Below are 21,974 nucleotides of genomic sequence, written 5' to 3'. Positions count from 1 at the left end.
CCGCGGACGAGGCCGGTCTTGTGTGTCGACATACGCGTGAGTAGTTAACAAAGTGCCGGATTGCCCACCCGAATAGGGTGGGAAGGCTCCTGCGGGTACCCCTCTCAGGAGCACCACGCAGGACCCACCTCCCCATAGACCTCCGCCCACCCACGTTGACGCGGACAGGAGCGGTCATGCCCGCCAAGCACCCTTCGTCACCACCCCCGACCCGCCGCACCGGGGCGCGCGCGCCCGGCGGCGGGGAACGTCCCGTGCGCCCGGCCGACGCCGGTCCACCGGTCCCGCAACCACCCCCCGCGGGCGAGGCGACCGCCGTCGGGCGCATACCCGTGCTCGATGTCCGCCCGGTCGTCCAGCACGGCCGCCGGCCGGCCAAGGCCGTGACCGGCGAGACCTTCGACATCTCGGCGACCGTGTTCCGGGAGGGGCACGACGCGGTCGCCGCCAATGTGGTGCTCAAGGACCCCGAGGGCCGCCCCGGGCCGTGGACGCCGATGCGGGAGCTGGCCCCCGGCACGGACCGCTGGGGTGCCACGGTCACCGCCGGGGAGCCCGGCCTGTGGACGTTCACCGTGGAGGCGTGGGGCGACCCGGTCGGCACCTGGCGCCACCACGCACAGATCAAGATCCCCGCCGGGATGGACACCGACGTCGTCCTGGAGGAGGGCGCGCGCCTCTACGAGCGGGCGGCAGACGGCGTACCCGAGGAGGAGGGCCTGCGGAACGTGGTCCTGGCCGCCGTCGACGCCCTGCGGGACGAGAGCCGCCCGGCTGCCGCGCGGCTCGCGGCGGCGTTGACGCCGGAGGTGGACGAGGTCCTGGCCCGCCATCCCCTGCGGGACCTGGTCACCACCTCCGAGCCCCTGCCGCTCCTCGTCGAGCGCGAGCGGGCCCTGTACGGCTCCTGGTACGAGTTCTTCCCCCGCTCCGAAGGCACCGCGAAGCAGCCGCACGGCACGTTCCGCACCGCCGCCCGCCGGCTGCCCGCGATCGCCGCGATGGGCTTCGACGTCGTCTACCTGCCCCCGATCCACCCCATCGGCACGACCTTCCGCAAGGGGAAGAACAACACCCTCTCCCCCGGCCCCGACGACGTCGGCGTGCCCTGGGCGATCGGATCCCCGGAGGGCGGCCACGACGCCGTCCACCCCGCCCTGGGCACCCTGGAGGACTTCACCTGGTTCGTGGAGCAGGCGAAAGCGCTGGGGATGGAGGTGGCACTGGACTTCGCGCTGCAGTGCTCGCCGGACCACCCCTGGGTGCAGAAACACCCCGAGTGGTTCCACCACCGCCCCGACGGCACCATCGCCTACGCCGAGAACCCGCCGAAGAAGTACCAGGACATCTACCCCATCGCCTTCGACGCCGACATGGACGGCCTGATCGCCGAGACCGTGCGGGTGCTGCGGCACTGGATGGACACCGGCGTGCGGATCTTCCGCGTGGACAACCCGCACACCAAGCCGGTGGTCTTCTGGGAGCGGGTCATCGCCGACATCAACCGCACCGACCCCGACGTGATCTTCCTGGCCGAGGCGTTCACCCGCCCGGCCATGATGGCCACCCTGGCCCAGATCGGCTTCCAGCAGTCCTACACCTACTTCACCTGGCGCAACACCAAGCAGGAGCTGACCGACTACCTCACCGAACTGTCCGGCGAGTCCGCGTCCTACATGCGGCCGAACTTCTTCGCCAACACCCCCGACATCCTGCACGCCTACCTCCAGCAGGGCGGACGCCCCGCCTTCGAGGTGAGGGCCGTCCTCGCCGCGACCCTCTCCCCGACCTGGGGCATCTACTCCGGCTACGAACTCTGCGAGAACACCCCGCTCAAGCAGGGCAGCGAGGAGTACCTCCACTCGGAGAAGTACCAGCTCACCCGCCGCGACTGGGAAACCGCCGAACGCGAGGGCCGCACCCTCACCCCCCTGCTGACCAGGCTCAACACCATCCGGCGGGAGAACCCCGCCCTTCAGCAGCTGCGCGACCTCCACTTCCACGACGCGGACCAGGAAGCGGTGATCGCCTACTCGAAGCGGCAGGGTTCGAACACGGTTCTGGTGGTCGCCAACCTCGACCCCCACCACACCCAGGAAGCCACGGTCTCGTTGGACATGCCGCAACTCGGCCTGGACTGGCACGAGTCGGTGCCGGTGCGGGACGAGCTCACCGGCGAGACCTATCACTGGGGCAGGGCCAACTACGTGCGTCTCGAACCGGGCCGGAGCCCCGCGCACGTCTTCACGGTGCTGCGACCGTCCACCCCGCAGATGGGAGGGTCACCCACAACATGATTGTCAACGAACCCGTTCCGGACACCTTCGAGGACACTCCTGCCAGGGACCGCGACCCCGAGTGGTTCAAGCGCGCCGTCTTCTACGAGGTGCTCGTCCGCTCGTTCCAGGACAGCAACGGCGACGGTGTCGGTGACCTGAAGGGCATCACCGCCAAGCTCGACTACCTCCAGTGGCTCGGCGTCGACTGCCTGTGGCTGCCGCCGTTCTTCAAATCCCCGCTCCGGGACGGCGGCTACGACGTCTCCGACTACACGGCCGTGCTGCCGGAGTTCGGTGACCTCGCCGACTTCGTGGAGTTCGTCGACGCCGCCCACCAGCGCGGCATGCGCGTGATCATCGACTTCGTCATGAACCACACCAGCGACCAGCACCCCTGGTTCCAGGAGTCGAGGAAGGACCCCGACGGGCCCTACGGCGACTACTACGTGTGGGCCGACGACGACAAGCAGTTCCCGGACGCGCGGATCATCTTCGTCGACACCGAGGCCTCCAACTGGACCTTCGACCCGGTCCGCAAGCAGTACTACTGGCATCGTTTCTTCTCCCACCAGCCGGACCTCAACTACGAGAACCCGGCCGTGCAGGAGGAGATGATCTCCGCGCTGAAGTTCTGGCTGGACCTGGGCATCGACGGGTTCCGGCTGGACGCGGTGCCCTACCTGTACCAGCAGGAGGGCACGAACTGCGAGAACCTCCCGGAGACGCACGACTTCCTCAAGCGGGTGCGCAAGGAGATCGACGCCCAGTACCCCGACACCGTGCTGCTCGCCGAGGCCAACCAGTGGCCCGAGGACGTCGTCGACTACTTCGGCGACTACCCGAGCGGCGGCGACGAGTGCCACATGGCCTTCCACTTCCCGGTCATGCCCCGCATCTTCATGGCCGTACGGCGGGAATCCCGCTACCCCGTCTCCGAGATCCTGGCCAAGACCCCGGCCATCCCCTCGAACTGCCAGTGGGGCATCTTCCTGCGCAACCACGACGAGCTCACGCTCGAAATGGTCACCGACGAAGAGCGCGACTACATGTGGGCCGAGTACGCCAAGGACCCACGGATGCGCGCCAACATCGGCATCCGGCGCAGGCTGGCCCCGCTGCTCGACAACGACCGCAACCAGATCGAACTGTTCACGGCCCTGCTGCTGGCCCTGCCGGGCTCGCCGATCCTCTACTACGGCGACGAGATCGGCATGGGCGACAACATCTGGCTCGGCGACCGCGACGCGGTGCGCACGCCGATGCAGTGGACGCCCGACCGCAACGCGGGCTTCTCTTCCTGTGACCCGGGGCGGCTGTCCCTGCCGACGATCATGGACCCGGTCTACGGCTACCAGGTGACCAACGTCGAGGCGTCGATGTCCTCGCCGTCCTCGCTGCTGCACTGGACCCGCCGCATGATCGAGATCCGCAAGCAGAACCCCGCCTTCGGACTCGGCACGTACACCGAGCTGCCGTCGACGAACCCGGCGGTGCTGGCGTTCCTGCGGGAGTACGAGGACGACCTGGTGCTGTGCGTGAACAACTTCTCCCGGTTCGCGCAGCCCACGGAGCTGGATCTGAGCGCCTTCGAGGGCCGGCACCCGGTGGAGCTGTTCGGCGGGGTGCGCTTCCCGGCCATCGGCGAGCTCCCGTACCTGCTGACCCTGGGGGCCACGGTTTCTACTGGTTCCGGCTCCGCGGGGACACCGTATGAGGGCCTCATGAGGGCCGTACGGGGACCGCGTAGGGCCTGAAAAGGCCTGCTGAGGCCTGATCCGCAGGGCAGGCCGCAAACCCCGCGGCGGGGCGTTTCTCCTGCCCCGCCCGGGGCACGCATGAAGAACACCCCACCCGGTGACGCATCACACATGGGTGAAAGGACGCGACGTCATGTCGGAAGCCGTCACACGCACCGTCACCACCCCGCCCGGCCTTCTCGCCTCCCTGGATCCACTGCTGCGGGAATGGCTGCCACGCCAGCGCTGGTTCGCCGGCAAGGGCCGTCCGGTCACCGGGTTCACGCTGGTCGAAGCCACCGAGCTGCTCCCCGTCAGTGCCAAGCTGGGCCTGTACCACCTGCTCGTCCGCGCCCATCAGCCGCTCGTGCCGTCCCCCGGCGCGCCCGGCCATCCCGGCGACTGCTACCAGCTCCTGATAGGCGTGCGCGAGGCGCTGCCGCCTCGGCTGGCGCCCGCGCTGATCGGACACGTGCCGACGGGGCCGCTGGCCGGCCGCACCGTCTACGACGCCCTGCACGACCCCCGGCCCGCCGAGCTGCTCCTGGAGGCGCTGCGCACCCAGGCCCGTATCGGCAGGCTCCGCTTCGAGCGGGACCCCGGCCAGGACATCCGGTCCGGTCTTGTGCCCCGCGTGGTGACCGCCGAGCAGTCCAACTCGTCCGTCGTCTACGGAGATACGTTCATCCTGAAGCTGCTGCGCCGGATCGTGCCCGGGGTCAACCCCGATCTGGAGCTGCCGCTGGCGCTGGCCCGCGAGGGCTGCCCCCGGGTGCCCGCGCCGACGGCCTGGATGGTCGCGGACATCGACCCCACGGCGGACCCGGTGATCCCGGCGGGCTCGGCGGGCTCGGCGGACCTCGCCCAGCAGCCGTATGTGCTGGGGGTGCTCCAGCCGTTCGTGCAGGGCGCCTCCGACGGCTGGGAGCTGGCGCTGCGCGAGCTGGCCAAGGGCGAGGACTTCGGCGCCGAGGCCCGGGCGCTGGGGCGGGCCACCGCCGAGGTGCACAGCGCGCTGGCCCGCGCGTTGCCGACGGTCACGCTCGGTCACATGCAGCTCCAGCTCATGGTGGACGGCATGCTGGAGCGGCTGGAGGCGGCCGTCCAGGCGGTGCCCGCGCTGCGCCCCTACGCCGACGGGTTGCGGTCGGCGTTCACGGCGCTCGGCGATCTGGCCGCCGAGGGCCGCACCTGGACCGCGCAGCGCGTGCACGGCGATCTGCATCTCGGGCAGTGCCTGCGCTCACCGGCCGGAGAGTGGTGGCTGATCGACTTCGAGGGCGAGCCGGCCCGGCCCCTGCCCGAGCGGCGTATGCCGCAGCCGGCGGTGCGGGACGTCGCCGGCATGCTGCGGTCCTTCGACTACGCGGCCCGCTCGGCCGATCCGCCCCAGCCGGACTGGGCCGAGACCTGCCGGTCCGCGTACTGCTCCGGCTACGCGGAGGCCTCCGGCCGCGATCCACGCACCGACCCGGTGCTGCTGCGCGCCTACGAGACGGACAAGGCGATCTACGAGGTGGTGTACGAGGCCCGCCACCGCCCCGACTGGCTGCCGGTGCCCCTGGCCGCCATAAGCCGGCTCTCCTCGTCCGGCCATCTGACCTGACTGACCCACCTGCGCCCAGGAGGCTGCGCCCGTGACCCCCGCTCCGAGTCCAGCGGTTCGCACCCGAAGAAGACGGCCGGGGAGAAGATCCCCGAGCAGCCGACGGCCGCCCAGCGGAAGAGCTCCGCGAAGAAGACGGCGGTGCCGAAACAGGCGGCGGCGAAGAAGGCCGCCGCCAAGAAACCGGCCCTGGCGCAGTCACCGGCGACGAAGGCGACGGCCGCGAAGTCGACTGCGGCGAAGAAGACCGCCGCGAAGAAGACCGTGGCGAAGAAGACCGTGGCGAAGAAGGCCGTCGCGAAGAAGACCGTGGCGAAGAAGGCGGATCCCGCGAAGGCGACCGCGGCGCAGTCGACCGCCAAGAAGGTGGCCGCGACGAAGGCGGCCGCCGAGAAGACCCCTGCGAAGAAGACGACCGCGAAGAAGACGACCACGAGGGCTGCCGCCAAGAAGGCCACCACCGCGAAGACCGCGGCCACCAAGACCACGGCCGCCCACACCCCTGCCAAGAAGGCCGCGGCGAAGAAGGCCCCCGCCGCCAGGAAGGCACCTGCCAGGAAGGCCCCGGCCAAGACAGCGGGCGCCAGGAAAGCCACCGCCAAGAAGACCGCCCCCGCCCAGGTCGTCCCGCCGGAGATGGAGATCGCCGTCTCGCCCGCCGTCGGCGCGGTGGACCGGGAGCGGCTGCTCGGCGGTACGCATCACGACCCGCACTCCGTGCTCGGCGCGCACCCGGTGCCCGGCGGGGTCGCCTTCCGGGCGTTCCGGCCGTACGCCCTGTCGGTGACCGTCGTCGCCGGGGAACTGCGGGCGGAGCTGCACGACGACGGGCAGGGGTTCTTCTCCGGGCTGCTGCCCCTGCGGGAGGTGCCGGCGTACCGGCTGCTCGTGGAGTACGAGGGCACTGTCCTGGACACCGAGGACGCCTACCGCTTCCTGCCCACGCTGGGCGACCTCGACCTGCATCTCATCGGCGAGGGCCGGCACGAGGAGCTGTGGACGGCGCTGGGCGCGCACCCGATGACCCACGAGGGTGTGACCGGCACCCGTTTCTCGGTGTGGGCGCCGAACGCGCGCGGCGTGCGCGTGGCCGGCACCTTCAACTTCTGGGACGGCACCGGCCACGTCATGCGGTCGCTGGGCTCGTCGGGCGTGTGGGAGCTGTTCCTGCCGGACATCGGCGAGGGCGAGCTGTACAAGTTCGACATCACCCGCCACGACGGTTCGAAGACGCTGCGCGCCGACCCGATGGCCCGGCGCACGGAGGTGCCGCCCGCGACCTCGTCGGTCATCACGTCCTCGGAGTACGAGTGGGGCGACGCCGAGTGGCTGGCCCGGCGGGCCGAGGCCCCGGCGCACGAGGCGCCGTTCTCGGTGTACGAGGTGCATCTGGCCTCCTGGCGCCCGGGACTGACGTACCGGCAACTGGCCGATCAGCTCCCCGGGTACGTGAAGAACCTGGGCTTCACGCACGTCGAGCTGATGCCGGTCGCGGAGCATCCGTTCGGCGGCTCCTGGGGCTACCAGGTCACCGGCTTCTACGCGCCGACGGCCCGTCTCGGCACGCCGGACGACTTCCGGCACCTCGTCGACTCGCTGCACCGGGCCGGGATCGGCGTCCTCATGGACTGGGTGCCGGCCCACTTCCCGCGGGACGACTGGGCGCTGGCCGAGTTCGACGGGCGGCCCCTGTACGAGCACGAGGATCCGCTGCGGGCCGCGCATCCCGACTGGGGCACGCTGGAGTTCGACTTCGGACGGCGGGAGGTGCGCAACTTCCTGGTCTCGAACGCCCTGTACTGGTGCGAGGAGTTCCACATCGACGGGCTGCGGGTGGACGCGGTGGCCTCGATGCTCTACCTCGACTACTCGCGCGAGGCGGGCCAGTGGACGCCCAACGAGCACGGCGGCCGGGAGAACCTGGACGCGGTGGCGTTCCTGCAGGAGATGAACGCGACGGTGTACCGCAGGGTGCCCGGCGTGGTCACGATCGCCGAGGAATCGACCGCCTGGGACGGGGTCACCCGGGCCACCCATCACGAGGGCCCGAGCGGCTTCGGCGGGCTCGGTTTCGGGCTGAAGTGGAACATGGGCTGGATGCACGACTCGCTCCAGTACATGAGCCATGAGCCGGTGCACCGCAAGTACCACCACCACGAGATGACGTTCTCGATGGTGTACGCGTACAGCGAGAACTACGTCCTGCCGATCTCCCACGACGAGGTCGTGCACGGCAAGCGCTCCCTGGTGTCTAAGATGCCCGGCGACTGGTGGCAGCAGCGGGCCGGGCACCGGGCCTACCTCGGCTTCATGTGGGCCCATCCGGGCAAGCAACTGCTTTTCATGGGGCAGGAGTTCGCGCAGGGCGCCGAGTGGTCGGAGGCGCACGGGCCGGACTGGTGGCTGCTGGACCCGGGCTACGGGGCCGAGCCCGACCACCGGGGCGTGCGTGACCTGGTCCGCGACCTCAACACCGTCTACCGGGCGACCCCGGCGCTGTGGCGCCTCGACACCGACCCGGCCGGATTCGAGTGGATCGTCGGGGACGCCGCCGACGACAACATCCTCGCGTTCCTCAGGCTGGACCCGGAGGGCACCCCGATCCTGGCGGTGTCGAACTTCGCGCCGGTCGTCCGCCAGGACTACCGCCTGGGCGTGCCCGAGGACGTCCCCGCCTGGCACGAGGCCGTGAACACCGACGCCGCCCGCTACGGCGGCGGCGACAACACCAACCCCGAGCCGGTCAAGCCCGAGGCCCAGCCCTGGCACGGCCGCCCGGCCAGCATCCGCCTGACCCTGCCGCCGCTGTCGACGGTGTGGCTGCGCCCGGCGTAGGCGGCCGCTGCCCGTTGTGACACCTCTGTGACGGGAGGAGTGGCTTCCGCCACAGCCCGTGCGGTCGGACCCTGGTGGGGTGGCGGGATGCGCCGTGCCACCCCACCGGGCCGTGGGGGTCCGCCCGCGCGGGAGGGGGTGACGGCGTGCTGATCGGTCTCGGTATCTCCGCCGTGTGTGCCATCGGCGCACTGGTCGCGGTCGCGGGGGTCGTCGCCATGGCCTTTCCGGGCCGACCCGAACCCTGGCTGCCGCTGCTGCTGCGCCGTGCGGCCACGGCGGCGGCATGGGCGGCCGTGTCCGTCTACTCCCTCGGGCTCTTCGCCGTGCTGGAGTCGGAGTGGGCGTTCGGCGACGGCGCGTCCTCGGTCCCGGCTCCGGCCTGCCAGGACGGATTCGGCCCGGACACGATCGAGGGCCTGTCCCACCACCGGTCCTCGTACCTGCCCCTGCGCTTCGACTGCGTCCGCGAGGACGGCAGCTTCTACTCCAGCGACTCCTCCTACGTGTGGATGAACCGGGCGAGCGTGTCCTTCGCCCTGTCGGCCGCCGTGCTCGCCATCGGCGCGGGCTACGCGACCGAACTCCGCACCCGGAAGACGGCGGCGGGGGCATGACGCTGCTTCCCGTCTTCGCCGGACTCGTGGTGGTCCTGGTCGCGCTGCGCGGGCTGCTGGCGCATCCATTGCTGCCGCTGTGGGTGCGGACCGCGGTGTTCTGGGCGGTGCCGTGCGGTGCCGTCACCTGGATCGTGATCATGACGGCGGACGACCCCACCCTGTTTCCGGAGACGGCCCCCTGCCCCGCAGAGCCGATGCGGGAGGGCTTCCTCGGGGACGGGAAGGCCTGGGGAGTCTCCACGCCGTTTCCGCCGCGGGCCTACTGCGAGTGGGAGGACGGCACCACCTACGACCTGACGCCCGGCGCCGAGTTCGTGTTCTGGGTCTTCTTCGCCCTGACGGCCGTACCGCTCGCGGCCGGGCTGTGGCACGCCCTGCGAGACCCCAAGTCGCTGTTGCGGTAGCCACGTTCAGGCCAGGCACCCGTCACGCCTGGGTCCCGAACATCAGTCTCCTGAGCCCGGCCAGCAGGCCCGTGGTCCGCCGGTCCGTCTCCTGGAGGGTGCCGCCCCGGTGCTGTCGTGCGGGCCGGTTCAGTTCGTAGCGCACCGGCAGCAGCCGCAGGCCCCGGACCACCGGGCCTGCCCGCCAGGGCAACTGGTCGGGCGGCAGGGCCAGTTCCACGGTCTCGAAGTGGTCGAGGATCCGGCCGACCGCGTGGGTCACGAGCACCCCGGCGAGTTCGCGCGCGGCGGCGGGGCACTGGTGCTGACCGGCGCCCCAGCCCAGATGGGAGTGGGTACTGAGGCCCGCGTCGACGAGGGTGGTGCTGCCGATCGCCAGCAGGTCCTGGTGGGCCGCGGCGGCGGACGGGGAGACCGCGTCCCCGGCCCTGATCCAGTACTTGCCCAGCGGGACGTCCCGTGCGGCGAAGCGGAAGCACATGTTGGCGACCGGCGGGTTGACGAGGGCGGCCCGGTCGACCGTCTCGCCGAACTGCCCCGCCGACATGCTGCGGCGGACGGTGGCATTGCCCCGGATGACCTCCAACAGGGTGTTGAGGACCATGTTGCCAGTGATGTCGTTGAGGTAGACCGCGTTCATGAACAGCTCCCGGCCGAGCTGTTCGTCGGACAACCGCGGGTCGGCCAGCAGCATGTACGAGGTGAGGTCGTCGCCCGGGCGGGCCCGGCGGTGGGCGGCGAGCCGGGTGAAGGCCGCCAGGGCCCGGGCGGTGGCGGGCTCGGCGCCCAGGCCGCCGTCGAGCATCCGCCACAGGTCCATGACCAGTTCGTCGCCCAGTTCCACAGGGCAGCCGAACAGCCTGGTGGTGACCATGAGGAGCAGTGGCCTGGTGTACTGGGCGCCCAGGTCGGCGAAGCCGGCCGAGCCGGACTCGGCGGCCAGCAGCGCGACGAGATCGTCCGCGTAACGGGAGACGGCCGCCCGCAGCTCCCACCCCTGCGGGCCATGTGCCTCCTGGAAGGGCCGCAGCGCCGAGTGCAGGGTCTGCCGGGCGGCGCGGTGCTCCTCGTCGTCCATGAACATCGTCTGCCGCACCTCGTACCCGGCCAGCAGCGGCCAGCCGGACGGCAGTTCGTCCTGGGCGCGGGCCCGCCAGTAGCGGATGTCGCGCCGCCACCGGCACTCGCCCCGCAGGACGTCGAGGACTTCGCGGTAGCCGAGCACCAGCCAGACGGGCACGCCCATCAGCTCGACCGGTGCCACGGGCCCGTGCAGCCGGCGCAGCCGCCGGTACACCGCGCCGGGGTCGGCGTCGAACTCGTGGGTGAGCAGCGGCTCGACGGGCAGAGATCCGAGCACCGGGCTGTCGGCCGGCGCGGCCGCGTAGGGCTGGGCTTCCATACCGCAACGCTTACCGCACCGGCCGTGCACAGGCGGTGACTACGACACGAACTGTTACCGCTCCTACACGAAGGATTCCGACAAGGCCTTCGGCAACTCCCCGGTGTGCAGCACACCGAGCCGCTGAGTGGCCCGGGTGAGGGCAACGTACAGGTCACTCGTGCCGTAGCGGCCGGGCTCGACCACCAGGACGGAGTCGAACTCCAGGCCCTTGGCCTGGCGCGGGTCGAGGAGGACGACCGTCTGCGTGAGGTCGGGTTCGGCGCCCGCCGTCACGCCGTCCAGCCGGGCCGCGAGGCCGCGGTGGAGGTCGCGCGGCGCGATCACCGCGAGCCGCCCCTCGGCCGGGGTGAGCTCCTCGACCGCCTTGGCGATCGCACCGGGAAGGTGGTCGGTGGCGCGCGCCCACGGCCGTACACCCGTGGAGCGGACCGAGCTCGGCGGCTCGAAGTCCGGGTGCTCGGCGCGGACCACGGCCGCCGCGGCGTCCATGATCTCCGCCGGGGTGCGGTAGTTGACGCCCAGCCGGGTGTGCTCCCAGCGGTCCTCCACGAACGGGGCGAGGATGCCCGCCCAGGAGCCGACACCGGCCGCCTCCGCAGTCTGCGCGGGGTCGCCGACCAGGGTCATCGAGCGGGTCGGGCTGCGCCGCATCAGCAGCCGCCAGGCCATCGGCGACAGCTCCTGCGCCTCGTCGACGATGATGTGCCCGAACGCCCAGGTGCGGTCGGCAGCCGCGCGCTCGGCGGCGCTGCGGTGGTCGTCCTCCTCGTGCCGCTCGGCGAACCGCTCGGCGTCGATGACGTCGTGCGCGGACAGCACCTCGCTGCCGTCGGGGTCGCTGTCCTCCTTGTCCTCGAACTCGTAGGTCCGGGAGGCGTACGACACCTCCAGCACACCCTGCGCGTAGGCGATCTGCTCCTCCCGCTCGCGCGCGGCGCGCTCCCGGGCCAGCCGGTCGTCCTCGCCGAGGAGTTCGGCGGCCTCGTCGAGCAGCGGCACGTCCGCGACCGTCCAGTGCCGGGTCACCGGACGGCGTACGGCCTCGGCGTCCTCGGCGGGCAGGAACTCCTCGGGCGCGGCGAGGAAGCCGGCGACGAGCCGCTGCGGGGTGAGCACCGGCCAGAGCTGGTCGATGGCGGACCAGACGTCGGGGTTCTCGGCGATGTCGTCGCGGATCTGGGTGATGTCGCTGGGGTCGAGCATGCTGGACCCGTCGAAGGGGTCGGTGCCGATCCGCTCGGCGTACAGGTCGGTGAGCGCGTTGAGGATGTGGCCCTCGAAGTGCTCGCGGGCCGCGTTGTGCGGCAGCTTCGCGTCGCGGGTGCGCTCGCGGGCGACGTTCACCAGACCGTCGTCGAGCATGAGGACCTCGCGGTCGTGCTCGATGGCGATGACGGGGTCGGGCAGCGCCTGCCGGCTCCGGACGACCTCGGCGAGGACGTCGGCCATACCGGCCCGGCCCTTCACGGCGGCGGCCTCGGGCGGGTCGGCCGCGGTCGCCTTCACACCGGGGAACAGCTCGCCGACGGTCGCGAGGAGCACGCCCGTCTCGCCGAGGGAGGGCAGCACCTCGCCGATGTAGCCGAGGAACGCCGGGTTGGGCCCGACGATCAGTACCGCCCGCTTGGCGAGCAGTTCGCGGTGCTCGTACAGCAGATAGGCGGCGCGGTGCAGCGCGACGGCCGTCTTGCCGGTGCCCGGGCCGCCCTCCACCACCATGACGCCGCGGTGCGGGGCGCGGATGATGCGGTCCTGGTCGGCCTGGATGGTCTGCACGATGTCGCTCATGCGGCCGGTGCGGGCCGAATTGAGCGCGGAGAGCAGCACGGCGTCGCCCGTCGGGTCCTCGTGGCCGGTGCGGGTCTCGTCACCGAGGTCGAGGATCTCGTCGTGCAGATGCGTGACCCGGCGGCCGTCGGTGGCGATGTGCCGCCGGCGCCGCAGACCCATCGGGGTGTGGCCGGTGGCCAGGTAGAAGGGGCGGGCGACGTCGGCACGCCAGTCGATCAGGACGGGGGTGCGCTCGGCGTCGTCCGTGCGCAGCCCGATCCGGCCGATGCGGTGGGTGACGCCCGAGGTGAGGTCGATCCGGCCGAAGCACAGCGAGCCGTCCACCGCGTCCAGGGCGGCGAGCAGCCCGGAGCGCTCGGCGACGAGGATGTCCCGCTCGAGTCTGGCCTGCATGGGCGTGTTGCCCTGCGCGAGCGCGTCCGCGACGGAGGTCTCGGCGTCGCCGCGCAGCGCGTCCACGCGCGCGTACAACCCGTCGATGAATTCCTGTTCCTGTCGCAATTCATCGTCCGGAAATTCGGTGTTTGACAATTCCGCTCCCGCCCGGATATACTGTGCTCACTGAACTTCACGTGACTTCTTTTCGAGTCGAAGTCACGAACAAACAAATATACGCAAGGAAATCCCCGAGCGCAATTGCTCGGGGGATTTCCTGTGGTCCGGGCGGGTCGCCTAGAGCACGTCGGCCAGCTCCTCCAGCAGTCGCCGCTTGGCCCGCGCGCCCACCATCGACTTCACGGGCTCACCGTCGCGGAAGACCATGAAGGTCGGCATCGACAGCACCTTGTAGGCGTTGGTCGTCTCCGGGTTGGAGTCCACGTCCAGCTGCACCACTTTCAGCCGTTCGCCCTCCTCGGAAGCGAGGGCCTTCAGCACCGGCCCCATCTGCCGGCACGGCGGGCACCAGCCGGCGGTGAACTCCACCAGCACCGGAAGATCCGCGCAGATCACCTCCGCCTCGAAATCCGCGTCCGTCACGTCGGTCACACCGGTCACGTCGGTCACGCCGGTCCCCATGTGTCGCCTCCCAGTTCGCACTGCGGCTCCGGACCGCCCGGAGCCTCCGCCTCGGCGGCCAGCTCCGCCCGCGCGAGCTGGCGGGCGACCGTGTCCCGGACGGTGGTCAGCTCACCGATCAGGGAGTCCAGCTCGCCCAGCTTGCGCCGGTAGACCGCGAGCGACGCCGGGCACGAGTCACCTTCGGGGTGCCCGGCCCGCAGACACTCCACGAAGGGCCGCGTCTCCTCCAGGTCGAACCCGAAGTCCTGCAGCGTCCGGATCTGCCGGAGCAGCCGCAGATCGCTCTCGTCGTAGCTCCGGTAACCGTTGCCCGCGCGCCGCGCGGGCAACAGCCCCCGCGACTCGTAGTACCGCAGCGTCCGCGTCGTGGTCCCGGCCCGTGCGGCCAGCTCGCCGATTCGCATGCGTACGAACGTATTCCTTGACGCCCGCGTCAAGGCAACAGCGGTTTCCGCTCCACCGGTGAGGTCAGCACGATCGACGTCGTCGTGCGCCCCAGCGCGGAGACGCCCTCCAGGACCTCCTCCAGGTGCACGGTGTCCCGTACGGCCACCTTGAGGATCCAGCAGTCCTCGCCGACCACGTGGTGCACCTCGGTGATCTCGGGCCGCTCGATCAGCTCCAGGGTCCTCGGGTGCTTCAGGTTGTAGCCGCCGTGCGGGTTGACGCGGATGAACGCCTGGATGCCGTAGCCGAGGCGGGCCGGGACCACCTGGGCGCCGTAGCCGCTGATCACGCCCGCGGCCTCCAGTCGCCGTACCCGCTCGGTGACCGCCGCCGGGCTGAGCCGGACCCGGCGGCCCAGCTCGCTGAGCTTGATCCGGCCGTCGGTCTGGAGCAGCTGGAGGATCTGCCGGTCCAGCGCGTCGAAGGCCACCGAGGTTTCGTCGGCGGCGGGGCGCAGATGCCGTGGTTCTTTCGGCGCGGCGGCCTGAACTCCCATGGTTCCCCCTTCAGTACGCGGATGTACGCCGGGAGAATTATGGCCATGGAAAACGCCCGGAACGTACTGGTCATCGGTGGAAACCGCTACATCGGCAAGCGTCTGATCGCGCGGCTGCGGGCCGAAGGGCACCGCGTCAGCGTGCTGAACCGGGGATCCTCCCCGCCACCGGACGGGGTGGAGCAGCTGGTCGCCGACCGGGACGACGAGCGGTCGCTGACCGCGGCGCTCGGCTCGCGCGTCTTCGACTCCGTCGTCGACCAGGTCTGTTACACCCCGCGCCAGGCGGCGCTCGCCCGCCGCGTCCTCTCCGGCCGCACCGGCCGCTATGTGATGACCTCGACGGTCGAGGTGTACGAGTACGAGGACTCCCCGGACCTGGTGCGCGAGGAGGCCGTCGACCCGGCCACGGTCACCGTCGATCTCGAACTGCCCTGGGACGACCCGTCGTTCCTGGAGGCGCACTACGGAGAGGGCAAGCGGCAGGCCGAGGCGGTCCTCGCGGCCGACGGCCCGGCGTTGCCGTACACCGCGGTGCGGGTGGCCCATGTGCTGGGCGGGGACGACGACTTCACCGGAAGGCTGGCCCACTACGCCGAGCGGATACGCACCGGTGAGCCGATCGCCGTGCCGGCCGTGAACCGGCCCGCCACGTACATCCGGGTCGAGGAGATCGCCCGCTTCCTGGCGTGGGCGGCGGGCGAGGGGTTCACCGGGCCGGTGAACGCCGCCTCGCACGGGGCGTTGAGCACCGAGGAACTGTGCGAGGCGGTGGCCGCGCACGTCCCGGGCGGCCGGACCGTGTTCCGGCCCGTGGAGGTCGGCGAGGTCTCCCCGTTCTCCTTCCGCCGCTCCTACGGCATGGACAACACCCGTGCCACCCGGCTCGGCCACGCCTTCACCGATGCCCGGCAGTGGTTGCCGCGTGCCGTCGCCGAGACGCTCGGAAAGGGCGACTGAGATGCGCTACAGAACACTGGGCGGGCTGCGGGTGAGCGCGATCGGGCTCGGCGCGATGCCGCTGTCCCTCGAAGGCCGGCCGGACGAGAAGCGCGCCCTGGCCACCGTGCACGCCGCGCTCGACACGGGCGTGACCCTCCTGGACACGGCCGACTCCTACCATCTGCCGGGCGCGGAGCCCGGCCACAACGAACGCCTGCTGGCCCGGGCCCTCGCCACCTACGGCGGTGACACCTCCGGCGTGCTGGTGGCGACGAAGGGCGGCCGCGGCCGCCCGGCCGGCGGCGACTGGACGGTGAACGGCCACCCGCGCCACCTCAAGGCCGCCGCCGAGGCCTCCCGCAAGCGCCTCGGGGTGGAGGCGATCGGCCTCTACCAGCTCCACAAGCCGGACCCGGCGGTGCCGTTCGAGGAATCGGTCGGTGCCCTGCGCGAGCTGCTCGACGCGGGCACGATCCGGCTGGCCGGGGTGTCCAACGCGGACACGGACCAGATCCGCCGGGCGCGCGAGATCCTCGGCGACCGGCTGGTGTCGGTGCAGAACCGCTACTCCCCCGCCGTCCGGGGCAGCGAGCCGGAGCTGCGGCTGTGCGCGGAGCTGGGGCTGGCGTTCCTGCCGTGGAGTCCGCTGGGCGGGCTGGCCCGCAGCTCCCTGGACGGGCCGTCACGGACGGAGGGAGCGGACCGCTTCGCCGCCTTCCACGCCGTCGCCGCGGAGCGCGGTGTCAGCCCCCAGCGGGTCGCCCTGGCCTGGCTGCTGGCGCGCTCCCCGGCCGTCGTCCCGATCCCGGGGTCGAGCCGGCCGGAGACGGCCAGGGACTCGGCGGCCGCGGCGGACCTGCTCCTCGGCGAAGAGGAACAGGCCCGCCTGGACGAGGCCGCCGAGCCGGACCCGGCCGACCAGGCTCGCTAGTCGACCAGTTCGGGTGCGCGGCGCGGCGGCGCCACCTGCCCGGACGGGGCCGTGCCGGAGAGCTTCGCGCCTTCGACGTCGAGGTCCGGGAGCAGCCGGTCGAGCCATCGCGGCAGCCACCAGGCCGACTTGCCGAGCAGGGCGAACAGGGCGGGGACGATCGTCATCCGGACCAGGAAGGCGTCGAAGAGCACCGCGGCCGCGAGACCGAAGCCGATCATCTTGACGAAGTCGTTGTCCTCCACGATGAAGCCGGAGAACACGCTGATCATGATGGCGGCGGCCGCGGCGACCACCCGGCCGCCGTAGCGGAAGCCGGTGACGACGGCCTCGGCGGGCCGCGCCCCGTGGACGTAGGCCTCCCGCATCCGGGTCACCAGGAACACCTCGTAGTCCATGGCGAGTCCGAAGACCACACCGATCATGAAGATCGGCATGGTGCTCATGATCGGGCTGGGCTGGTCGACGCCGAAGACATCGGCGAGCCAGCCCCACTGGAAGACCGCGACGACGGCGCCGAGCGCGGCGGTCACCGAGAGCAGGAAGCCGAGCGCGGCCTTGAGCGGCACGAGGACCGAGCGGAAGACCACCATCAGGAGCAGGAACGCCAGGCCCACGACCAGGGCGAGATAGGGAAGCAGCGCGTCGTCGAGGGTCTCGGAGAAGTCGATGAACATCGCGGTCTGGCCGGTGACCAGGACCTCGGCGCCGGTGTCGGACCGGAGGCCGTCGGCGAGGGAGCGCAGTCGGCGCACCAGGTCCTCGGTCGCGGCGTCGGTGGGTCCGGTGGCCGGGACGACGTTCAGGATCGCGGTGTCGCCGGCCTCATTGGGCGTGGCCGGGGTGACGGTGGCGACACCGTCCTGACCTGCGAGCCGCTTGCCGACGGTGTCGGCCGCGGCCTTGGCGTCCGGGCCCTCCACGGTGATCGTCAGCGGCCCGTTGAACCCGGCGCCGAAGGATTCCGAGAGCATGTCGTAGGCCCTGCGCTGGGTGGTGTCGGGGGCCATGGTGCCCTCGCCGGGCAGTCCGAGCTCCAGACTGGCCGCGGGCACGGCGACCGCGCCGAGGCCGAGGACGGCCAGGACCAGTACGGCGACGGGGTGGCGCAGGACGTAACCGGCCCAGCGGGAGCCTAGATTGGGCTTGCGACGGGCACCCTTCGCGGCGAGCTTGTCGGCCTTGCGCTGCCGGCGGGCGCTGAGCGGCTTGCCGGAGAAGCGGTGGCGGTCCCGGCGGCGCAGGACCTTGACCGGTGCGAAGCCGAGCAGCGCCGGCACGAAGGTGAGGGCGACCAGGACGGCGATGGCGACGGTTCCGGCGGCCGCCAGGCCCATCTTGGTGAGCATCGGGATGTTCACCACGGCCAGGCCCGCGAGGGCCACGATGACGGTGAGCCCGGCGAAGACGACCGCGGAGCCCGCGGTGCCGACCGCCCGCCCGGCGGCGTCGGCGCGGTCGCGGCCCTCGGTGAGCTCGGCGCGGTAGCGGGAGACGATGAACAGGGCGTAGTCGATGCCGACGGCAAGGCCGAGCATCATCGCCAGGGTCGACGTGGTGCTGGACAGTCCGAGGGTGGCGCCGAGCGCGGTGATCGCGCAAATGCCGACGCCGACGCCGATGAGGGCCGTGAGCAGGGGCATTCCGGCGGCGATCACCGAGCCGAAGGTGAGGAGCAGGACCAGGGCGGAGACCAGGATGCCGATCTTCTCGCCGGTGCCGCTCATGGCCGCGTCGATCTTCACGGCGTCGCCGCCGGCCTCCGCGGTCAGGCCCGCGTCGCGGGCCCTGTCCAGTGCGTCGTGGAGGGCGTCGTGCGCCTTGTCGCCGACCTCGGTGGCGGGGACCTTGTAGGTCGCGATGGCGTAGGCGGTGGAGCCGTCCTCGCTGACCGCCTTCGTCGTGAAGGGGTCGCTCACCGAGGCGACCTGCGGAGACTTCCTCAACTCCGCGACCAGCGCGGCGACATGGGCCTTCCGCGCGGGGTCGGAGATCTTCCCGCCCTCGGGCGCACGGACCACGACCCGGGCGCTCGCGCCGTCGGCGCTCGCGTCCGGGAACTTCTTCTGCAGCAGGTCGAAGGCCTTCTGCGACTCCGTGCCGGGCATCGAGAAGGTGTCCGCGGGCGGTGCCGGGGCGGCGGAGGCGGCGAAGCCCGCTCCGAAGAGGACCACCACCCACAGCAACGCCATCAGCCATCGACGCCGGAAGGCGAAACGGCCCAGTTCGTAGAGGAAGGTAGCCACGGCGGGGAACTCCTGTCGGTGGGCGAGGTATGGCGCCAGGATCTGGCGCTGAAGTGATGCCACCATGGCATCACTTCGCCTCTCCCGCAAGCAGATTCATGGCCAGCACAGTGCAACCGCATCTCAGGGTGAGCAAGAAAGGGCAGCTCAGAGGCGACTTTTAGGAGGATGAGCCAAGATGGCTCGCCATGGCGCCATCACTGTGCCATCATGACGTCATGGACCTCACGCCCTACGTCGATTCCCTCCGGCACGAGCTGGCCGTCGCCGCGGAGGCCGGCGGTGATGACGCCCGCGCCCTGGCCGAGCGGCTCACCGCCCCTCTGGAGTCCGCCGCCCGCCTGACCCTCCTCGACGCGCTGTCCGCCGCCATGGGCGAGGTCACACGGGAGCTGGCTCCGGGCTCGGTCGATGTGCGGCTGCGCGGATCCGACCCGGAGTTCGTGGTGGCGGTGCCGCACGCCACCGAGCCGTTCCGCGAGGCACGGGAGCCGCTCACCGCCCCCGCTGTGCCCGCGCCGCCACCAGCGCCACTGCCGCCACCGCCGCCGACGCTGTCCGCGGACGACGACGGCACGATGGCGCGGATCAACTTCCGCCTCCCCGCCCAGCTCAAGACCCGCGCCGAGGAGGCCGCGGCGGCCGAGGGCCTGTCGGTCAACGCCTGGCTGGTGCGGGGCGTGTCCCTCGCCCTCGACGGCGCGGAGCGCGCGAGCCCGCCGGGCCGCGGCGAGGCCCCGGTCAGGCGGAGCCTCACCGGCTGGGTCCACTAGGGCCTGTCGTTCGGATCCGGCGCAGGGAATCGGCGGCACCTTGCCGGCCCCGCGTCTTGGCATGATCCAAACGACAGGCCGTAGCCCCCGGCCCCAGCCCGCCGCACCCCGCTCTCCGACGTCACGAACACCCGCCCCACCGGCGGCACCACCCAACCGAGCCATGAGAAGAACGGGACAGCCATGCCTGCTTTCGACACCCCCGAACCGATCTCCGTCACCCTTGAGCTGGAGGCCGGCACCGCCCGCGTCACCGCGGGCAAGCGCACCGACACGGTCGTGGAGGTGCTGCCGCGCAACGGCTCCGACGACAACGACGTACGCGCGGTGCAGCAGACCCAGGTCACCTACTCGGGCGGCCGCCTCACGGTCAGGACACCGAAGAAGCGGTCCCTGTTCGGCAAGCCGGGCGCCATCGAGGTGAGCGTCGAACTGCCCGCGGGATCCGAGGTCCGCGGCACCACGGCCATGGGTGGCTTCCTCTGCGAAGGCCGCTTCGGGGACGTCGCGCTCAAGACCTCGCTCGGCGATCTCCAGGTCGACGAGGCGGCCGGTGCCGTCCTCAAGACCGACCACGGCGACATCCGCCTGGCCCGCTCGACAGGGGACGTCGAGATCACCGGCGCCGGCCGGGTCGAGGTCGGCACGGTGGCCGGCACGGCGACCGTCAAGAACAGCAACGGCGCCACCGAGGTCGGCGAGGTCACCGGCGGCCTGAAGACCAACGCGGCCAACGGCGACATCTCCGTCGGCATCGCGCACGGCGATGTCGGCGCCAAGTGCGCCAACGGCCGGATCGAGATCGGCGTCGCCCACGCCGGGGTCGACGCGATGGCCTCCAACGGCCGGATCCGCGTCGGGGACGCCAGCCGCGGCCGGATCGAACTGCGCACCTCCGTCGGCGACGTCGAAGTGGGCATCCACGAAGGCACCGCCGCCTGGCTCGACCTGAACGCCAAGTACGGCACCGTCCGCAACTCGCTCGGGTCCTCGGCCGGCCCCGCAAACTCCGACGAGACCGTCGAGGTGCTCGCCCGGACCTCGGCCGGCGACATCATCATCCGCCGCGCCTGACCCGGCCCAGCCCCCCCGGCTCCCCACCCCGCCTCACGACGCACAGCCGCCCGCCCGACGATCGCAGGAGGACCGCATGCCGTACGACCCGCCGGACGCCGACACCACGACGGCCGGCACCACCACGGCCGGCACCACCACGACCACACCCGGCACCCCCGCAGCCGGCGCCACCGCCGAGGAGCCGCCCACCCTGCCCACCGACCGGCACACCGGCTGCCCCTTCGACCCGCCCGCCGAACTCACCGCGCTGAGCGACCAGCCGCTGCGCCGCCTGCGCTACGCCGACGGACACACGGGCGGGCTGGCCACCGGCCACGCCGCGGCCCGCGCGATCCTGGCCGACCCGCGCTTCAGCTCACGCTACGAACTCCTGCACATGCCGGTACCGGTCCCCGGGATGCCCACGGAGCTGCCGCCGGCCCCGGTCGGCGACATCACCGGCCTCGACGCCCCCGAGCACACCCGCTACCGGCGTCTGCTGACCGGCAGGTTCACAGTCCGGCGTATGCGTCAACTCACCGAGCGCGTCGAGCGGTTCACCACCGAGTGCCTGGACGCCATGGAGCAGGCCGGACCCACGGCCGACCTGGTCGAGGCGCTGGCGCGACCCGTGCCCGCGCTCATGATCTGTGAGCTGCTCGGCGTGCCGTACGCCGACCGGGAGCGGTTCCAGAGCCAGGTGGCGACCATCTTCGACCAGGCGGCGGACGCGGAGGCAAGGGGCGGTGCCTATGCGGCCCTGCTCCAGTACCTGAACGAACTGGTCCCCGCCAAGCGCGCCGAACCCACCGACGACCTGCTCAGCGAACTGACCGCCTCCGACCTCACCGACGAGGAGCTGGCCGGAATCGGCGGGCTGCTGCTCGCCGCCGGGCTCGACACCACGGCGAACATGCTCGCCCTCGGCACCTTCGCCCTGCTGAGCAACCCCGACCAGCTGGAAGCCCTGCGCGCCGACCCCGGCCTCGCCGGGCAGGCTGTGGAGGAACTGCTGCGCTACCTCAGCGTGGCCGACCCGATTCTGCGGGCGGCGCTCGAGGACGTCGAGGTGGAGGGTCAGTTGATCAGGGCGGGCGAGACGGTGACCGTGTCCGTGCAGGCCGCCAACCGCGACCCGCACCGGTTCCCCGACCCCGACCGGCTCGACATCCGCCGCAAGTCCACCGGACACCTCTCCTTCGGGCACGGCGCCCACCAGTGCCTGGGCCAGCAGCTCGCCCGCGTCGAGATGGCCGTCGTGTTCCCCGCGCTCCTCGCCCGCTTCCCCACCCTGCGCCTCGCGGTACCGCCCCAGGAGGTGCCGCTGCGCGAACGCGCCAATATCTACGGCGTGATCAGCCTGCCCGTCACCTGGGACGAGGCGTAG

Annotated in this window: 16 protein-coding genes and 1 pseudogene; 11 read left to right on the top strand and 6 right to left on the bottom strand. The window is 71.6% G+C overall.

What is annotated here, in order from left to right; genetic code table 11:
- Positions 1-176: 176 nt before the first annotated feature.
- From ACQEV8_RS30685 to ACQEV8_RS30660, 6 genes and pseudogenes are all read left to right on the top strand, one after another.
- The gene (locus ACQEV8_RS30685) at positions 177-2,297 is read left to right on the top strand and encodes an alpha-1,4-glucan--maltose-1-phosphate maltosyltransferase (RefSeq protein ID WP_432966671.1); all 2,121 of its coding nucleotides are present in this window, start codon (positions 177-179) and stop codon (positions 2,295-2,297) included.
- Positions 2,294-3,993: pseudogene (treS, locus tag ACQEV8_RS30680) on the top strand (maltose alpha-D-glucosyltransferase). The gene ACQEV8_RS30685 and the pseudogene treS overlap by 4 nt, the downstream one beginning before the upstream one ends.
- A gap of 176 nt (positions 3,994-4,169) precedes the next feature.
- Positions 4,170-5,621, top strand: coding sequence for a maltokinase N-terminal cap-like domain-containing protein (locus ACQEV8_RS30675; RefSeq protein ID WP_432966669.1), 1,452 nt, complete (start codon positions 4,170-4,172; stop codon positions 5,619-5,621).
- A 141-nt stretch (positions 5,622-5,762) separates the two neighbouring features.
- Positions 5,763-8,456, top strand: a complete 2,694-nt coding sequence (gene glgB / locus ACQEV8_RS30670; RefSeq protein ID WP_432966667.1) for a 1,4-alpha-glucan branching enzyme — start codon at positions 5,763-5,765, stop codon at positions 8,454-8,456.
- A 146-nt stretch (positions 8,457-8,602) separates the two neighbouring features.
- The gene (locus ACQEV8_RS30665) at positions 8,603-9,073 is read left to right on the top strand and encodes a hypothetical protein (RefSeq protein WP_432966665.1); all 471 of its coding nucleotides are present in this window, start codon (positions 8,603-8,605) and stop codon (positions 9,071-9,073) included.
- A complete protein-coding gene (locus ACQEV8_RS30660; protein ID WP_432966663.1) occupies positions 9,070-9,480 on the top strand; it encodes a hypothetical protein in 411 nt (136 codons plus the stop codon). The genes ACQEV8_RS30665 and ACQEV8_RS30660 overlap by 4 nt, the downstream gene beginning before the upstream one ends.
- Positions 9,481-9,502: 22 nt before the next feature.
- Here the strand turns inward: ACQEV8_RS30660 and ACQEV8_RS30655 are convergent, their stop codons facing one another.
- From ACQEV8_RS30655 to ACQEV8_RS30635, 5 genes are all read right to left on the bottom strand, one after another.
- The gene (locus tag ACQEV8_RS30655; RefSeq protein ID WP_432966661.1) at positions 9,503-10,882 is read right to left on the bottom strand and encodes a cytochrome; all 1,380 of its coding nucleotides are present in this window, start codon (positions 10,880-10,882) and stop codon (positions 9,503-9,505) included.
- Positions 10,883-10,945: 63 nt separating this feature from the next.
- The gene (locus tag ACQEV8_RS30650) at positions 10,946-13,225 is read right to left on the bottom strand and encodes a HelD family protein (RefSeq protein WP_432973116.1); all 2,280 of its coding nucleotides are present in this window, start codon (positions 13,223-13,225) and stop codon (positions 10,946-10,948) included.
- Between the two features lie 123 nt (positions 13,226-13,348).
- On the bottom strand, positions 13,349-13,693 hold the full coding sequence (locus tag ACQEV8_RS30645) for a thioredoxin family protein (RefSeq protein ID WP_432966659.1): 345 nt from the start codon (positions 13,691-13,693) through the stop codon (positions 13,349-13,351).
- Positions 13,678-14,100: a MerR family transcriptional regulator gene (locus ACQEV8_RS30640; protein ID WP_432966657.1), complete on the bottom strand. Its 423-nt coding sequence runs from the start codon at positions 14,098-14,100 to the stop codon at positions 13,678-13,680. The genes ACQEV8_RS30645 and ACQEV8_RS30640 overlap by 16 nt, the downstream gene beginning before the upstream one ends.
- 29 nt (positions 14,101-14,129) lie before the next feature.
- Positions 14,130-14,639, bottom strand: coding sequence for an Lrp/AsnC family transcriptional regulator (locus tag ACQEV8_RS30635; protein ID WP_391115186.1), 510 nt, complete (start codon positions 14,637-14,639; stop codon positions 14,130-14,132).
- A 45-nt stretch (positions 14,640-14,684) separates the two neighbouring features.
- On the opposite strand from ACQEV8_RS30635, the gene ACQEV8_RS30630 reads away from it, so the two are divergent.
- Positions 14,685-15,599 (top strand): NAD-dependent epimerase/dehydratase family protein, encoded by a 915-nt coding sequence (locus ACQEV8_RS30630; RefSeq protein WP_432966654.1) that lies wholly within the window; start codon positions 14,685-14,687, stop codon positions 15,597-15,599.
- 1 nt (position 15,600) lies between these two features.
- Positions 15,601-16,512, top strand: coding sequence for an aldo/keto reductase (locus ACQEV8_RS30625; RefSeq protein WP_432966652.1), 912 nt, complete (start codon positions 15,601-15,603; stop codon positions 16,510-16,512).
- Here ACQEV8_RS30625 and ACQEV8_RS30620 read toward each other — a convergent pair.
- Positions 16,509-18,758: an MMPL family transporter gene (locus ACQEV8_RS30620; RefSeq protein WP_432966650.1), complete on the bottom strand. Its 2,250-nt coding sequence runs from the start codon at positions 18,756-18,758 to the stop codon at positions 16,509-16,511. The genes ACQEV8_RS30625 and ACQEV8_RS30620 overlap by 4 nt on opposite strands.
- A gap of 218 nt (positions 18,759-18,976) precedes the next feature.
- Between ACQEV8_RS30620 and ACQEV8_RS30615 the strand changes: the two genes are divergently transcribed.
- From ACQEV8_RS30615 to ACQEV8_RS30605, 3 genes are all read left to right on the top strand, one after another.
- A complete protein-coding gene (locus ACQEV8_RS30615; protein ID WP_432966648.1) occupies positions 18,977-19,531 on the top strand; it encodes a hypothetical protein in 555 nt (184 codons plus the stop codon).
- Positions 19,532-19,714: 183 nt separating this feature from the next.
- Complete coding sequence (locus ACQEV8_RS30610) at positions 19,715-20,605, top strand: DUF4097 family beta strand repeat-containing protein (RefSeq protein WP_432966646.1); 891 nt, start codon at positions 19,715-19,717, stop codon at positions 20,603-20,605.
- Positions 20,606-20,681: 76 nt separating this feature from the next.
- Positions 20,682-21,974 carry a cytochrome P450 gene (locus ACQEV8_RS30605; RefSeq protein ID WP_432966644.1) on the top strand — a complete coding sequence of 431 codons (1,293 nt, stop codon included), beginning with the start codon at positions 20,682-20,684 and terminating at the stop codon, positions 21,972-21,974.

The sequence above is a fragment of the Streptomyces sp. CA-179760 genome (assembly GCF_050937045.1).
In the GTDB taxonomy this organism is placed as follows: domain Bacteria; phylum Actinomycetota; class Actinomycetes; order Streptomycetales; family Streptomycetaceae; genus Streptomyces.
The sequence above is the reverse complement of the archived record's forward strand: the minus strand, read 5'-3'. Positions and strand labels throughout refer to the sequence as shown.

What these genes read in the sequence shown, in the direction of transcription:
- ACQEV8_RS30685 (WP_432966671.1), top strand. Translation starts at nt 177, where the DNA reads ATGCCCGCCAAGCACCCTTCGTCACCACCCCCGACCCGCCGCACCGGG.
- ACQEV8_RS30675 (WP_432966669.1), top strand. Translation starts at nt 4,170, where the DNA reads ATGTCGGAAGCCGTCACACGCACCGTCACCACCCCGCCCGGCCTTCTC.
- ACQEV8_RS30660 (WP_432966663.1), top strand. Translation starts at nt 9,070, where the DNA reads ATGACGCTGCTTCCCGTCTTCGCCGGACTCGTGGTGGTCCTGGTCGCG.
- ACQEV8_RS30655 (WP_432966661.1), bottom strand. Translation starts at nt 10,882, where the DNA reads ATGGAAGCCCAGCCCTACGCGGCCGCGCCGGCCGACAGCCCGGTGCTC.
- ACQEV8_RS30645 (WP_432966659.1), bottom strand. Translation starts at nt 13,693, where the DNA reads ATGGGGACCGGCGTGACCGACGTGACCGGTGTGACCGACGTGACGGAC.
- ACQEV8_RS30640 (WP_432966657.1), bottom strand. Translation starts at nt 14,100, where the DNA reads ATGCGAATCGGCGAGCTGGCCGCACGGGCCGGGACCACGACGCGGACG.
- ACQEV8_RS30635 (WP_391115186.1), bottom strand. Translation starts at nt 14,639, where the DNA reads ATGGGAGTTCAGGCCGCCGCGCCGAAAGAACCACGGCATCTGCGCCCC.
- ACQEV8_RS30630 (WP_432966654.1), top strand. Translation starts at nt 14,685, where the DNA reads ATGGAAAACGCCCGGAACGTACTGGTCATCGGTGGAAACCGCTACATC.
- ACQEV8_RS30625 (WP_432966652.1), top strand. Translation starts at nt 15,601, where the DNA reads ATGCGCTACAGAACACTGGGCGGGCTGCGGGTGAGCGCGATCGGGCTC.
- ACQEV8_RS30615 (WP_432966648.1), top strand. Translation starts at nt 18,977, where the DNA reads ATGGACCTCACGCCCTACGTCGATTCCCTCCGGCACGAGCTGGCCGTC.
- ACQEV8_RS30610 (WP_432966646.1), top strand. Translation starts at nt 19,715, where the DNA reads ATGCCTGCTTTCGACACCCCCGAACCGATCTCCGTCACCCTTGAGCTG.
- ACQEV8_RS30605 (WP_432966644.1), top strand. Translation starts at nt 20,682, where the DNA reads ATGCCGTACGACCCGCCGGACGCCGACACCACGACGGCCGGCACCACC.